This window comes from Flagellimonas alvinocaridis, assembly GCF_965248585.1.
In the GTDB taxonomy this organism is placed as follows: Bacteria; Bacteroidota; Bacteroidia; order Flavobacteriales; family Flavobacteriaceae; genus Flagellimonas; species Flagellimonas alvinocaridis.
In genome coordinates, this window is sequence record NZ_OZ252111.1 from 3,097,691 (window position 1) to 3,112,497 (window position 14,807).

Consider the following 14,807-nt stretch of genomic DNA (forward strand, 5'->3'; position numbering starts at 1 on the left):
AAATGGCAAAGATTACCGCCGCTGAGGTAAATAAATTAAGACAGACTACTGGAGCCGGAATGATGGATTGCAAAAAAGCTTTGGTCGAAGCCGAAGGTGATTTCGACAAAGCAATTGAAATCCTAAGAAAGAAAGGCCAAAAAGTTGCAGCCAACAGAGCAGACAGGGATTCTTCTGAAGGTGCCGCAATAGCAAAAGTAAATGGTGATGCCACTCAAGGTGTAATTATTTCATTGAATTGCGAAACTGATTTTGTTGCCAAAAATGAAAGCTTTGTAAAATTAGCCAACGATTTGGCTGATTTGGCCTTGGGCCAAGATAGCAAAGACGATTTTCTTGCTGCCTCTTTTGATGGAATGACAGTTGCCGATAAACTGACCGAACAAACTGGTGTTATCGGTGAGAAAATAGAGATTGGAAGTTTTGAGAAATTGAGTGCTCCTTTCGTTGGTTCATACATCCACGCCGGGAACAAAATTGCCACTTTGGTTGGATTGTCCGCCAATGTTGATGGTGCCGCTGACGCTGCAAAGGATGTAGCGATGCAAGCAGCCGCAATGAACCCTGTTGCACTTAACGAAGAAGGTGTTGATCAATCTGTAATTGACAAGGAAATTGAAATTGCAAAAGATCAATTGCGTCAAGAAGGAAAGCCAGAAGCCATGTTGGACAATATCGCCAAGGGCAAATTAAAGCGTTTCTTCAAGGACAACACTTTGGTAAACCAAGACTTCATCAAGGATAGCAAGCAAAGTGTAGCCCAATATGTAAAGTCAGTAAATGCTGATTTGCAAGTAACTGGCTTTAAAAGAGTAGCTTTGGGATAATCAAACCCAACGATTGTTAAAAAAAACCGCTTTCATTTGGAAGCGGTTTTTTTATTTCCATCCAACAAAATCAAGACCTTTAGCCTATCCACCCCATAAATAATTTTGATTATTTTTGTCCGAACTTCAAGATACCTTCAATGCAATACAAAAGAATTCTATTAAAACTCAGTGGCGAGGCACTCATGGGCGAACAACAATACGGTATTGATGCCAAGCGATTGGCTGAATATGCCGAAGATATCAAGTCTGTGGTAGAAAAGGGCATTGAAGTGGCCATTGTGATTGGTGGCGGGAACATTTTTAGGGGTCTTTCGGGAACAAGCCAAGGAATGGATCGTGTTCAAGGAGACCATATGGGCATGTTGGCCACCGTAATCAATGGACTGGCCTTGCAAAGTGCTCTGGAGCATCAAGGTGTTGAGACCCGCCTACAATCGGCAATCAAAATCAATGAAGTAGCCGAACCATTTATCAGAAGAAGAGCTATTCGGCATTTGGAAAAAGGAAGAGTTGTCATATTTGGAGGGGGTACCGGTAATCCGTATTTCACAACAGATTCCGCAGCAGTATTGCGGGCCATAGAAATTGACGCAGATGTTATTTTAAAAGGCACACGGGTTGACGGAATCTATACCTCAGACCCGGAAAAGGATAAAAATGCCACGAAATTTGATTCCCTATCTTTCAAGGAAGTACTATCCAAAGGCCTTAAAGTAATGGACACCACTGCATTTACATTAAGCCAAGAAAATGAACTTCCCATAGTGGTATTTGATATGAACACACGGGGAAATCTTATGAAAATAGTTTCAGGCGAAAATATTGGGACCGTGGTCAACATTTAAGTTGGCACACGCTTTGATTTCAGACAGTTAAACTTAAAAAATTATGGACGAAGAAGTAAAATTTGTACTTGACAGCACTAAAGAAAGCATGGATGCCAGTATCACCCACTTAGAGAAGGCTTTGGTAAAAATACGTGCCGGAAAAGCAAGTCCAATGATGTTATCTACCGTTATGGTGGAGTATTATGGTTCCAAAACCCCACTTTCCCAAGTATCCAACATCAATACCCCCGATGCAAGGACTATTTCTGTACAACCTTGGGAAAAAAATCTTTTGGGTGAAATTGAAACCGCGATTATGAATGCCAATCTAGGATTTAACCCTATGAACAATGGCGAAATGGTTATTATCAATGTACCACCTTTGACAGAGGAAAGAAGAATTCAGCTTACAAAGCAAGCCAAAAGTGAAGCAGAAGATGCCAAAGTAAGTATTAGAAGTGCCCGACAGGAAGCCAATAAAGAGCTTAAGGCTTTGGACATCTCCGAAGATTTATTGAGCAATGCCGAAGTCGATGTACAGGAACTGACCGATTCGTACAGCAAAAAAGTAGACTCCATTTTATCTGTAAAGGAAGCCGAAATCATGAAGGTGTAAAACCAAGGTATAGATTGTCGGCTTTCCTAGGAACACAGCTGATCATTTTTTACCTTTGCGCCCAACAAAACCCAAATGGTAGCAAAGCTCACTAAAGGATTTTGGCCTAAGGTCGCACGGATTATTCTTCGCAATAGGATTCTGATACTTATTGCCATTGCAGGATTCACTGTTTTTTTGGCCCTTCAGTGGAAGAACATGCAGTTTTCCAATACTGAGGCCAACATTCTTCCGGACGATCATCCTGCTTCGATAGAGTACAATGCCTTTACCAAAATTTTCGGTGAAGAAGGAAACGCCATTGTATTGGCTATTCGGGACTCTGCTTTGTTCACCCCTCAAAACTTCAACCGATGGAACAAGCTCAGTAAGCAACTGGAGGCTTTCCCTGAGATTGATTTTGTTTTATCCACGGACAATCTTAAGGTACTTGTCAAGGACGATGAAACACAGGCTTTTGTCATGGAGCCCTTCATCAAAAACCCTCCAAGGACCAAACAGGAAGTTGATTCACTCACCAACCACCTCTTCAACGAATTGCCCTTTTATGACAATCTAGTATACAATCCCAAAAGTGGCACTATACAGACCATTGCCTATTTGGACAAGGATATCATGAACACAGCGGTACGCAATGAGTTTATCTTAAATGATCTTGGCGACTTGGTCAAAGGCTTCGAAGATGAAACCCAATTGGATGTCAGGGTATCCGGCATGCCCTACATACGCACTTGGAACACGAAATCCATCGTGGATGAAATAGGTATTTTTATTGTTGCTGCCCTTTTGGTGACCTCAATCATTTTTTTCTTTTTCTTTCGGAGTTTCCGTGCCACGTTCATATCCATGTGTGTAGTGATCATTGGTGTAATGTGGGCCTTTGGCTTTTTAGGACTTTTGAAATACGAAATAACCATACTCACCGCGTTGATTCCGCCCTTGATCATTGTGATTGGAATCCCCAATTGTATTTTCCTGATAAACAAATACCAACAAGAGGTCAATAAACATGGAAATCAGGCCCTGTCGCTTCAACGGGTCATTTCCAAAATTGGGAATGCCACGTTAATGACCAACATCACCACAGCTTCCGGCTTTGCCACCTTTATTATTTTGGATAGCGATTTGCTTAAGGAATTTGGTATTGTGGCCTCTATCAATATTGTTGGGATTTTCATTCTTTCCCTATTGATTATCCCCATTGTCTACAGTTTTATGCCACTTCCCAAGACCAAGCATTTAAAGCATCTCAACAAAAGATGGATAGACTTTTTTGTCAATTGGATGGAGCGTATGGTGCGCCATCACAGAATAGCAGTCTATATTACCACAGTGGCAATTTTGATACTAAGCATTGTGGGAATCTATCAAATAAAGATTACAGGAAGCAGAATTGAAGATCTTCCAAAAAATACCCATTTTTTTAAGGACATTCGGTTTTTTGAACAAGAATTCGACGGTATAATGCCCATGGAGATTGTAGTGGATACCGAACGTAAAAACGGAGTGATCAAACCTGCCACTCTTAAACGGATGGACCAACTGGGTATGGCGATTGACGAAATTCCCGAACTGTCCAGACCCATTTCAGTTGTAGATCTGATCAAATATTCCAAACAGGCTTTTTACAACGGCATCCCAAAATACTATCAGTTGCCCACTTCCCAAGAGAATACGTTTATCATGGACGCTGCCCGGAAATCTTCGGGCAATGACAATCTTTTGGAAAGTTTTGTGGACAGCACTGGGCAAACGGCACGTCTAACTACCTTTATGCGAGATGTAAAAATAGACCGCATGGAGGAGATTGAGGAAGATGTACTACAAGCCATCGCCAAATTTTTCCCATCCGATCGATACAAGGTTTTTATGACCGGCAAGGCCCTATTATTTTTAAAAGGCACCAAATATCTGGTCAAAAATTTATTGCTCTCGCTAGCTTTGGCCATTGGTTTGATCTCACTTTTTATGGCCTATCTCTTCCGCTCGTTCCGAATGGTAATTATCTCTTTGGTCCCCAACCTGCTTCCCTTGGTGATAACAGCCGGGGTGATGGGGTATCTGGGTGTACCCATAAAGCCTTCCACCATTTTGGTATTCAGCATTGCCTTTGGTATTTCGGTTGATGACACCATTCACTTTTTGGCCAAGTACCGTCAAGAATTGGCTACCCACAAATGGCATATCAAAAGGTCGGTTTACGCTGCCTTGCGGGAAACCGGGGTAAGCATGTTCTATACCTCCATTGTATTATTCTTCGGATTCTCGGTATTTATCATTTCAAGTTTTGGAGGAACAAAGGCTTTGGGCGGATTGGTATCTGCCACACTTCTTTTTGCAATGCTTTCCAATTTGATTCTTTTGCCCTCATTATTACTTTCTTTGGAAAGAAGCATTGCCAACAAACAGGTCCTTAAAAAGCCTCAAATTGATATTCTGCCCAAGGAAGAGGACGGCCCAAAAGACAAATAATCCACGGAACAGCTATAAATTAGGCCATTCCATTGCTTTCATTTTTTATCAAAAACCTATCTTTACCCCTTAATTTACGATAGCCTTATAATGAAGTCTTATTCCATAAAAGAATTGCTTGAAAAGCAACCCGTAGGAGAACCTGTTGAAGTAAATGGATGGGTAAAAACATTTAGGAGTAACCGATTTATTGCCCTGAACGATGGTTCAAGCATACATAATCTGCAGTGCGTTGTCGATTTTGAAAATTTTGACGAGACCCTGCTCAAACAAATCAGTACTGGAGCAGCTTTAAAGATATCCGGCACCTTGGTGGAAAGCCAAGGAAAGGGACAAAGTGTGGAAATCCAAGCCACGGATGTATTTGTGCATGGTACGGCCGATCCAGAGACCTACCCCATTCAACCCAAAAAACACTCTTTGGAGTTTTTACGGGAAAAGGCACATTTAAGGGTCCGCACCAACACATTTTCAGCAGTAATGCGGGTACGTTCAGCACTATCATTCGCCATTCACAGCTATTTTCAGCAAAATGGATTCTATTATTTCCACGCACCTATCATTACTGGTTCCGATGCCGAAGGAGCTGGCGAGATGTTCCGGGTGACCACTTTGGATACCCAAAAACCTCCTGTTGATGATAGCGGCAATGTGGATTATAGTGAAGATTTCTTTGGAAAAGAAACCAACCTTACCGTCTCTGGTCAGCTAGAGGCTGAAACCTATGCCATGGCCTTAGGCAAGGTATACACCTTTGGCCCCACATTTAGGGCAGAGAACTCAAACACATCCAGGCACTTGGCTGAGTTTTGGATGATCGAGCCTGAAGTGGCCTTCAACGACCTAGATGCCAACATGGATTTGGCCGAAGATTTTATTAAATGGATTTTGCAGTATGTTCTGGATAACTGTCAGGATGATCTGGAATTCTTGGAAAAGCGACTTTTGGATGAGGAAAAAGCCAAACCACAGGCCGAACGTTCCGAAATGGCCCTTATAGAAAAACTCCGATTTGTTGTAGAGAACAATTTTAAAAGGGTTACTTATACCGAGGCCATTGACATTCTGCGAAACAGCAAACCCAACAAGAAGAAAAAATTCCAGTTCCCCATTGATGAATGGGGTGCAGACCTACAAAGTGAACATGAACGCTTTTTAGTGGAAAAACACTTTAAGTGCCCCGTAATCCTGTTTGATTACCCTGCCAATATCAAGGCGTTTTATATGCGCCTCAACGATGATGGTAAAACCGTTCGTGCCATGGATGTACTTTTTCCAGGTATTGGAGAAATAGTAGGTGGTTCGCAACGTGAGGAACGTCTGGATATTCTCCAAGACAAAATCAAGGCATTGAACATTGACGAAAAAGAATTGTGGTGGTATTTGGACCTCAGGCGTTTTGGCACTGCCGTACATAGTGGCTTTGGACTTGGTTTTGAACGTATGGTGCAGTTTGCAACCGGAATGGGAAACATTAGAGATGTTATCCCGTACCCTAGAACTCCTCAAAATGCGGAGTTTTAATTGGAATTCTTAATTTTATAAGTAGGAAGATTGTAATTCAATCCCCATGCTAAAACAACATCTACAGTTTAAGCTTTCCCAGAAACTGTCTCTTCAGCAGATTCAGCTCATGAAGCTCATACAGCTCCCTACTCAGGCTTTTGAGCAACGTTTGAAGCAGGAACTGGAGGAGAATCCCGCCCTTGAAAGTGGAAAGGCGGAGAGCGATACTATGGATGACGGATTCGATGACACCTATGATGACTCATCGGACAATGAGTCGATATCCGCTGAAGACATCAACATTGATGACTATCTAAGTGATGACGAAATTCCGGATTATCGTACCCAAACCAGTAACTATAGTCCAGATGATGAAGAAAAAAGCATTCCCTATGCCGCTGGGATTTCCTTTAACCAATATTTGATCAACCAACTCAATACGGTTTATTTGGATGATGAGGAATGGGCCATTGCGGAATTCTTGGTAGGAAGTGTTGATGAAAGTGGTTATATCCGTAGACCACTTCCCGATATCATGGATGATTTGGCCTTTACGCAAAACATTTATGTGGATGAGAAAAAGATTGAATCCGTTCTTAAAGTGGTCCAAGAATTGGACCCCCCTGGGGTGGGTGCTCGTTCACTGGATGAGTGTCTTATCATCCAACTAAAACGCAAGGAACAGAAGCCTTCGGTTGAATTGGCCATCAATATATTGGAAAAGTCTTTTGACCAATTCACCAAAAAGCACTATGCCAAGCTCATCCAAAAGCACCATATTACCGAAGAAGAGCTTAAAGAGGCCATCGGGGAAATTGAAAGATTGAATCCCAAACCAGGAGGTTCCTACTCGGGCAATACCCGAATGATAGAGCATATTGTACCCGATTTTTCCATTAGAATTGTGGATGGAGAACTAGAACTTACCCTTAATGGGAGAAATGCTCCTGAATTGCACGTATCCAAAGAGTACAGTAATATGCTTCAAGGATACAAGGACTCAAAAGAGAGGTCCAAATCGCAAAAAGACACCGTTCTTTTTATAAAACAAAAACTGGATGCTGCCAAATGGTTCATAGATGCCATTAAGCAACGTCAACAGACCCTTTTCATCACCATGAACACCATCATGAACTATCAAAAAGAATACTTTTTGACTGGTGATGAACGAAAATTGCGACCCATGATCCTAAAGGACATTGCAGACCAAATAGACATGGATGTCTCCACGGTATCTAGGGTGGCCAACAGCAAATATGTGGACACTCCTTATGGCACCAAGCTCATTAAGGATTATTTTTCCGAAGCCATGAAAAATGAGCAAGGGGAAGATGTATCCACCAAAGAGATTAAAAAAATATTGGAGACCGTTATTGGCGACGAAGAAAAGAGAAAGCCGTTAACGGATGATAAACTGGCAAAAATCCTTAAGGAACGAGGCTATCCAATAGCCCGTAGGACCGTGGCCAAGTACAGGGAGCAATTGGGAATTCCTGTGGCCCGGTTAAGAAAGGAAATCTAATGCGCCATTTTTTCAACATTGTTTCCTACTTGTTCCACCCGTTGTTTATTCCGGTTGGTGGCACCGTCCTTTACTTTCTTATTGCCCCTTACAGCACTTTGGAGATCCAGAGCGGCAACATCCTACCTATTTTTATCCTAACGGTAATCATCCCCATCATTTTTTTTCTTATCCTGAAAAATTTGGGAATCATTAATTCCATCTTCCTCCCTACCCTCCAAGAACGAAAATACCCGCTCTATATAAGCTGTGCCTTATTTTTGATGATATTATATAAGGTGATCCCCAATAACTACGTACAGGAGCTCTTTTACTTTTTCACCGGACTTTTAACCGCCACAGCAACCGCGCTCATCTTATTGTTTTTAAAGTTTAAGACCAGCATGCATTTGCTGGGCATGGGAAGTATATTGATGTTTATGATCGGACTTAGCATCCATTTTGAGGTAAACATTACCCTCGGTATTAGCCTCTTCACACTATTTACGGGTTTGGTGGCCACATCAAGATTATATTTGAAGGCCCATAGCAAGTCTGAACTGCTTATTGGGTTTCTTGTTGGACTTTGCTCCCAACTAATCATACTGAAATATTGGCTATAGAATGTAGAAAATTAGCCCAATTCGCAACGCCCTCATGTCTACGCTCTCCCCGCTTTGTAACTGAACACTTTCTTCGAGCAATGGATTTAGACCATAGTAGGCATGGATATTCCACGTATTGTAACCAAAATTGAGTATTAGCCCATACTGAAACTGTTGTACATCTGTATTGGAGAAACTTGTTGAGCCACTATCCATAACCAGTTTAGATCGTCCTGAAAACACATATCCGAATTTCATTCCGGCGTAGATACGCCAAAATTTATATTCTTCTGGTGTTGAGGTCCTCCAACGTAGCTCCACGGGAAACTCCACCGCATGGGTTTCCAATTTACTACGCTTGAAATCAGCTTGATCCATAACCTCATAGAGTATTGCATCTCCTTCTTTGGCAGCTACAATAGTACTATAATAAGAATTGACCGCATACCCAAGCCCAATTCCCAAACCTACAGTTCTTTTCAGGTTAAGGGGTATATCCTTTATAAAACCGGTCTGTAAGTTATAGGAAAGGTTACGCTGTACCGTATTATTGGGTCTGTTAAAAAGCAGATTATATCCCAATCCGATGTAGAATTGATCTTCAAGATAACGTTCATCAACCCCAACACCAAGATTCTGCGCCTCCTGTGCGTTCAACGAAAAAAGGGAAAATGACAAGGTGAATAGAACTATGTAGCGCTTCATTAAACTTTATTCCTAAATAAAAACAACCCAAATTACACATTTGGATTGTTTTTGACTCTACTCTTTTACTCAAAGTTTTCCCTATAATGGATTTCCTTGAAAGACGGTATAGTTTACTTTAAGCAAATTGACCTTGCGAAGCTCTTCCTTTATATCTGACACCACCCCAACATTTACCTCCTTATCTATTTTAAGGGAAACCGTGACCAGGTTTCGGATGGCATCGGGCTTTTGTGCCAGTTCCTGTAAAACATAGGGGCCCACTTCATTAATATGGGCAATTTTATTGTTCAACTGGATTCTTGGTTCTGACCCCAATACTTTTGCCAAATCTTGATTGGGCCTTCCAACATATATTTCAATAACCCTATCCTTTTTCTCAAGCTTTTTTACTTGGTTCGCTTGGGGCAAGTTATTGTCCACCAACAATGTTTCCGACTTAATTGTGGTCACCGTCATAAAAAAGAACAATAAAATGAAAACAATGTCCGGTAAAGCTGCCGTTGATATGGCAGGCTGTGCTTTTTTACTATTTCTAATGCTTTTCATAATGTCTTAGTTTAGTTTGGATATGGTTTCTGCCTCCGAAAGTTTCATAGGGAACATATCCCGAATCGTTTCAATCTCCCGTTGCAGGGCCATTTTCTCCTCATGGGACATATCATCGGAATAATACGATTCCTCCATATCCACATAATTCTTCCCATAAAGTCTTTGGGATTCCCTGTTCCTCAATTCGTTGTAAGCTGCCGTTAATGCATCCTGTACGCTTACATACATTCCATACGAAGCTTCGCGATCGCTATTGAACGATATGACGGCCTTTACAGGATTATCAGAAGCATCAGGGCTTCCAGTTCCCTTACAATACCCACAATGATTCTCATTTCCTTTTGGAACGCCTCCATTGTCCAAAAATGCCATTGCAGCAATTTTAAGATTTTCCAATTCCATAATACCATCCTCCACAAAGAGCTCGTCATTTTTATTTAGGCTTACCCTAAAAATATTACGTTCATTTACGGGGGGAGGAGGAATGGTTTCCTTAGGAGGTAGTTTTCTGTCCAGACCAACATCGGTCTGTATGGTTGCGGTCACCAAGAAAAAGATCAATAGCAGAAAAGCAATATCTGCCATTGACCCCGCATTTACTTCGGGATTCTCTCTATTCCTGTTCATAATTAAAAAGTTTAGCTGGCATTGATACTCCTTATTGGTACTCAAGGAGATAAGCAACAACAACTATTCCAAAAACAAAAAGAGAACTACTTAAAAACAAAAAACGCTCCAATTAAAAATTTGGAGCGTTTCCCACTAAATCTAAGTTATTGTTTACTGCAAATTATTGAAAGCATCACCTTCATAGGTCGTATAGTTGACCTTTAGGGCATTTACCTCTCTAAGTTGTTGCTTAATATCGGTTATAAGACCCATATTGGCATTTTTGTCAACCTTTAGGGCAGTAGTCAATACATTTTGAAGTTCCTGCGGTTTATTGGCACGTTCGGCCAAGATGTATGATCCAACTTCTTCAACATTCGCAAACTTGTCATTCAATTGGATCCTTGGTTCTGTTCCAAATACACTTTGATATTCTTGGGTTGGTTTTCCAACGTAGATATAAATCACACGATCTTTTTTCTCCAACTTTTTGATTTCCGTTGCATTTGGAAGTGTGTTCTCAACCAACAGGGAACTATCTTTCATGGTGGTCACCGTCATAAAAAAGAACAGCAACATAAAGACAATATCAGGAAGCGAAGCAGTTGAAACCGCTGGCAAATCCCCGTCTTTCTTTTTTGTAAACTTAGCCATACTGAATTCTAGTTTTAATTGGTTGATGTTTCTGCTTCAGACAGTTTCTGCGGAAACATATCCTGAATACGCTTTACCTTATCCTTCAAATCATCCCGAATTGCAGATGGCGTTTCTGGATTTAAATACTCAGCCTCCATTTTTGTAAAATCCTGATTGTACAGACGCTGGGCTTCCCGGTTACGCAAATCGTTATAGGCACCTACCAATTCGTTTTGAACGGTTATATAAGTACTGTATTTGGTCTCCCGGTCATTCTTTAAAGAAATAATGGCTTTTGTTGGGTTATCTGATGAAGCTGCATCCTTTCTACCCTTACAGTAGTTACAACTCCCATCTGCGTTGTTCTCCAGAAATGCTGTAGCTGCATTTCTTAAGTTCTTCAGATTCATCAATTCGTCCTCCACTAGCAATTGACCATTCTTGTTGATGTTCACCGTAAAAATGTTCTTCTGCTTGATGATTACATCTTCTTCAGGCGGCTCTATGGGCGGTAACATACGATCCAATCCTGCATCAGTTTCAATGGTGGTGGTCACCAAGAAAAATATCAACAAGAGGAACGCTATGTCTGCCATGGAACCGGCATTTACTTCCGGGGCTCCTTTTCTTCTAGGCATAACTTAACTTTTTTACTTAACGAACATTTTCTTCAATCCGGGCAATACCATAAGAAGTACAGCCAATACCGTTAGGATGAAGAACACATTCAGTCCCATTCCAATGTTCTTTACAGTACCTTCTGTAGTTTCAATTCCTCTTTGGGACATAGCTTCAACAACAGCCATGTTATCTGAGGAAAGTCCGTAAGATACCGCCACGATTATGGCCAATCCGCCTATGGCGAACAAGGCCTTTTTAATGCTTCCAGGCGTGGTCAACAGTTTTTTGAGTCCAAAAAACACTGCTGATACGACGGCTATGGCCAACAATATGTACATGATCACGAACATAAAGTTCATGGCACCACTACTGATGGCATTTGGATCATCAGCTGATGGCAAAGAGAACCAAAGAACGGCCGCTATCAACCCGATGACTATAAGCGCTATTTTAATTATTTTATTCATGACTCTCGATAGTTTTAGTTCCGTAATTATTTCTTGTGTGCTGCCAACATATCAATCAAGGATATGGAGGAGTCTTCCATGTCGTTTACGATACTATCGATTTTTGCAATGATATAGTTATAGAAAATCTGTAGGATAATCGCAACAATAAGACCAAATACCGTGGTCAAAAGTGCCACCTGGATATCACCAGCAATCAAAGATGCACTCAAGTTACCTACCGCTGCAATTTTCTGGAAGGCCTGGATCATACCGATTACCGTACCCATGAACCCAAGCATGGGCGCAATAGCGATAAACAAAGACAACCAAGAAACGTTCTTCTCCAATTGCCCCATCTGTACACCTCCATAAGCTACAACAGCTTTTTCTGCAGACTCCAAACCTTCACCTGCTCTATCCAATCCTTGGTAGAAGATGGAAGCAACGGGTCCTTTGGTGTTCCTACAAACTTCTTTGGCGGCCTCTACACCTCCAGAAGCCAAGGCGTCCTCAACTTGCTGCTTTAGTTTAGCGGAATTAGTGGTTGCCAAATTCAAATAAATAATTCTCTCAATAGCAACAGCCAATCCCAAGATTAGACATAGAAGTACAATCCCCATAAAAGCAGGGCCTCCTTGAATAAACTGTTCTTTCAATACTTGGGTGAAACCTTTGCTGGCTTCAGCAGCAGCTTCATCTTGCAACATAGCAGCCGATGCAGTTGTTGTTCCCAAAACAAACATTCCGGCAGCAGCCAGAGTAAAGGATACTTTTTTCATTTCTCTTAAACTTAAATTTAGTTAGTTAATAATGTTAAAGATATAAAAATTTTATAATTGAAAAATTAAAATACCTAGCAGAGAGGAAGGGATTCGAACCCTCGATACACTTTTGGTGTATACACACTTTCCAGGCGTGCGCCTTCGACCACTCGGCCACCTCTCTAATTGTCAATTGGGTCGACCAATAAACGAAAAAATAATCAGTTTTAGAAATTTGAGGCGTTAATTTTACAGCATTTCCCCACGTAGTGATGTTTCAAAAATGGTTTTGAACAATTCGTCCGAAATATCACTCCCCAATAGGTACATGGCCTTTGTTATGGCTGCTTCAGTTGTAATATCCTTTCCATTAACCAGTTGCATTTCCTGAAGCTTTTCACTGGTCTCGTAATGACCCATGGACACACTTCCCCCAGAGCATTGGGTTACGTTAATTATGTGCAATCCTTTTTTAACGGCTATTTTCAATTCTTCCAAAAACCATTCATCCATCGGGGCGTTTCCAGCACCGTATGTCTCCAAAACCAACGCTCTTAAACCCGAAATGTTCAATACAGATCGTAAAACCTCCTTGTTCAAACCTGGAAATAATTTTAAGATAGCGACATTATCGTCCATATTCTTGTGCACTTGAAAGACTTTGTGCTTGGGCGTTCTGGGCAGTAGATTGCCATAGTGCACATTTAAATGCACCCCTGACTCCACCAAAGGTGGATGATTAAGGGAAGCAAATGCCTCAAAATGTTCTGCATTGATTTTAGTGGTCCTATTGGCCCGGTATAACTTATATTCGAAGTACAGACACACCTCCTGCACTACAGGCTTCCCATTTTCTTGCAGGGCCGCAATCTGAATTGATGTTATCAAATTCTCCTTGGCATCGGTTCGCAAATCGCCAATAGGCAATTGAGACCCTGTGAAGATGACTGGCTTGGTCAGGTTCTCCAACATAAAGCTCAAGGCCGATGCGGAATAGCTCATGGTATCGCTTCCGTGAAGCACAACAAAACCATCATAATCCACATAGTTTTCTTCAATCATTGAAGCTATTGTGGCCCAATACCTTGGATTCATATTGGATGAATCTATAGGCTTTTCAAATGAAACTCCGGTCAAGGTACAATCCAATTGGTTCAACTCCGGGATATTCTTGATGAGCTCATCAAAATTGAAAGCACGCAAAGCCCCGGTCTTATAATCCTTAACCATACCAATGGTGCCGCCGGTATAAATCAGTAGAATTTTGCTTTTTTGCTTCGCGGTCATATATTAAATACCTTTTGGGAATTCTTGGTGGTCACTGACGCAATTTCTTCAATGGATTTTCCATAGATATCCGATAGCTTTTCCAACACCTTACTAATATAGGCACTTTCATTTCGCTTTCCCCTATATGGAACCGGCGCCAAATAGGGCGAATCCGTTTCCAAAACTATATGTTCCAAATCGATTTGATCTAAAAATTGGTCGATTTTTCCATTTTTGAAAGTGGCCACCCCGCCAATCCCCAATTTCATACCATAGGAAATGGCTTGATGGGCTTGCTCCAAAGTCCCCGTAAAACAATGAAAAATTCCAAATAGACCATCTCCTTTTTCCTGTTCCAAAATCTCAAAGATTTCATCAAACGACTCCCTACAATGAATTACAATGGGCAAACCATGTTTCTTGGCTAGACGTATTTGATACACGAAAGCATCTTGCTGTTGCTTCAAAAAAGTTTTGTCCCAATATAGGTCGATACCTATTTCGCCAACGGCATAAAACTTCCGTTTGGACAACCATTCCTCGACCTGTACCAATTCCTCCTTGTAGTTTTCTTTGACGTGCGTAGGATGCAACCCCATCATTAAAAACACATTTTCTGGATATTCCTTTTCCAAATCCAACATGGACTGGGTATAGGTGGAATCAATGGCGGGAATGAAGAAACGCTGCACCCCGGCATCCAACGCACGCTGCATCATTTCTTTTCTATCACCGTCAAAGGCCTCGCTATAAAGATGGGTGTGGGTGTCTGTTATAATCATATCGCAAAAATAGGCTTATCTTAGACCTTCCAAAACTTTGTTTTGCATATTACACATAGATGCTTC

At 41.3% G+C, this 14,807-nt stretch carries 16 protein-coding genes and 1 tRNA gene; 7 read left to right on the forward strand and 10 right to left on the reverse strand.

The genetic code is table 11. From position 1 onward, the window contains the following. Nucleotides 1–2: 2 nt before the first annotated feature. From tsf to ACP14V_RS13920, 7 genes are all read left to right on the forward strand, one after another. On the forward strand, nucleotides 3–827 hold the full coding sequence (gene tsf / locus ACP14V_RS13890) for a translation elongation factor Ts (RefSeq protein WP_136566670.1): 825 nt from the start codon (nucleotides 3–5) through the stop codon (nucleotides 825–827). A gap of 140 nt (nucleotides 828–967) precedes the next feature. Further along, nucleotides 968–1,675, forward strand: a complete 708-nt coding sequence (gene pyrH / locus ACP14V_RS13895; RefSeq protein ID WP_136566669.1) for a UMP kinase — start codon at nucleotides 968–970, stop codon at nucleotides 1,673–1,675. A gap of 43 nt (nucleotides 1,676–1,718) precedes the next feature. After that, nucleotides 1,719–2,273 (forward strand): ribosome recycling factor, encoded by a 555-nt coding sequence (gene frr / locus ACP14V_RS13900; protein WP_136566668.1) that lies wholly within the window; start codon nucleotides 1,719–1,721, stop codon nucleotides 2,271–2,273. Between the two features lie 75 nt (nucleotides 2,274–2,348). Next, a complete protein-coding gene (locus ACP14V_RS13905) occupies nucleotides 2,349–4,745 on the forward strand; it encodes an efflux RND transporter permease subunit (RefSeq protein WP_136566667.1) in 2,397 nt (798 codons plus the stop codon). 90 nt (nucleotides 4,746–4,835) lie between these two features. Beyond that, complete coding sequence (gene asnS / locus ACP14V_RS13910) at nucleotides 4,836–6,269, forward strand: asparagine--tRNA ligase (protein ID WP_272608613.1); 1,434 nt, start codon at nucleotides 4,836–4,838, stop codon at nucleotides 6,267–6,269. A gap of 46 nt (nucleotides 6,270–6,315) precedes the next feature. After that, entirely contained in the window at nucleotides 6,316–7,773 is a 1,458-nt protein-coding gene (rpoN, locus tag ACP14V_RS13915; protein WP_424987531.1) for an RNA polymerase factor sigma-54, read from the forward strand. Beyond that, nucleotides 7,773–8,375: a hypothetical protein gene (locus ACP14V_RS13920; protein ID WP_136566664.1), complete on the forward strand. Its 603-nt coding sequence runs from the start codon at nucleotides 7,773–7,775 to the stop codon at nucleotides 8,373–8,375. Before rpoN ends, ACP14V_RS13920 begins: the two co-directional genes overlap by 1 nt. Here ACP14V_RS13920 and ACP14V_RS13925 read toward each other — a convergent pair. The 10 genes from ACP14V_RS13925 to ACP14V_RS13970 form a co-directional block, all read right to left on the reverse strand. Beyond that, nucleotides 8,370–9,062, reverse strand: coding sequence for a porin family protein (locus ACP14V_RS13925; protein WP_272608615.1), 693 nt, complete (start codon nucleotides 9,060–9,062; stop codon nucleotides 8,370–8,372). The two genes, ACP14V_RS13920 and ACP14V_RS13925, sit on opposite strands and share 6 nt — an antisense overlap. 81 nt (nucleotides 9,063–9,143) lie before the next feature. Beyond that, entirely contained in the window at nucleotides 9,144–9,611 is a 468-nt protein-coding gene (locus ACP14V_RS13930; protein ID WP_272608616.1) for an ExbD/TolR family protein, read from the reverse strand. Nucleotides 9,612–9,617: 6 nt separating this feature from the next. Next, nucleotides 9,618–10,241, reverse strand: a complete 624-nt coding sequence (locus tag ACP14V_RS13935) for an ExbD/TolR family protein (protein ID WP_272608617.1) — start codon at nucleotides 10,239–10,241, stop codon at nucleotides 9,618–9,620. A gap of 153 nt (nucleotides 10,242–10,394) precedes the next feature. Next, the gene (locus ACP14V_RS13940) at nucleotides 10,395–10,877 is read right to left on the reverse strand and encodes an ExbD/TolR family protein (RefSeq protein WP_272608618.1); all 483 of its coding nucleotides are present in this window, start codon (nucleotides 10,875–10,877) and stop codon (nucleotides 10,395–10,397) included. 14 nt (nucleotides 10,878–10,891) lie between these two features. Then, nucleotides 10,892–11,497, reverse strand: a complete 606-nt coding sequence (locus ACP14V_RS13945) for an ExbD/TolR family protein (RefSeq protein WP_272608619.1) — start codon at nucleotides 11,495–11,497, stop codon at nucleotides 10,892–10,894. A 12-nt stretch (nucleotides 11,498–11,509) separates the two neighbouring features. Then, nucleotides 11,510–11,947 carry a hypothetical protein gene (locus ACP14V_RS13950; protein WP_136566661.1) on the reverse strand — a complete coding sequence of 146 codons (438 nt, stop codon included), beginning with the start codon at nucleotides 11,945–11,947 and terminating at the stop codon, nucleotides 11,510–11,512. Nucleotides 11,948–11,973: 26 nt separating this feature from the next. Then, complete coding sequence (locus ACP14V_RS13955) at nucleotides 11,974–12,708, reverse strand: MotA/TolQ/ExbB proton channel family protein (protein WP_136566660.1); 735 nt, start codon at nucleotides 12,706–12,708, stop codon at nucleotides 11,974–11,976. 78 nt (nucleotides 12,709–12,786) lie between these two features. Beyond that, nucleotides 12,787–12,874: transfer RNA gene (locus tag ACP14V_RS13960), tRNA-Ser, on the reverse strand. A 65-nt stretch (nucleotides 12,875–12,939) separates the two neighbouring features. After that, nucleotides 12,940–13,977 carry an asparaginase gene (locus ACP14V_RS13965; RefSeq protein ID WP_272608620.1) on the reverse strand — a complete coding sequence of 346 codons (1,038 nt, stop codon included), beginning with the start codon at nucleotides 13,975–13,977 and terminating at the stop codon, nucleotides 12,940–12,942. Beyond that, entirely contained in the window at nucleotides 13,974–14,741 is a 768-nt protein-coding gene (locus ACP14V_RS13970; protein WP_272608621.1) for a TatD family hydrolase, read from the reverse strand. Before ACP14V_RS13970 ends, ACP14V_RS13965 begins: the two co-directional genes overlap by 4 nt. Nucleotides 14,742–14,807: the final 66 nt, after the last annotated feature.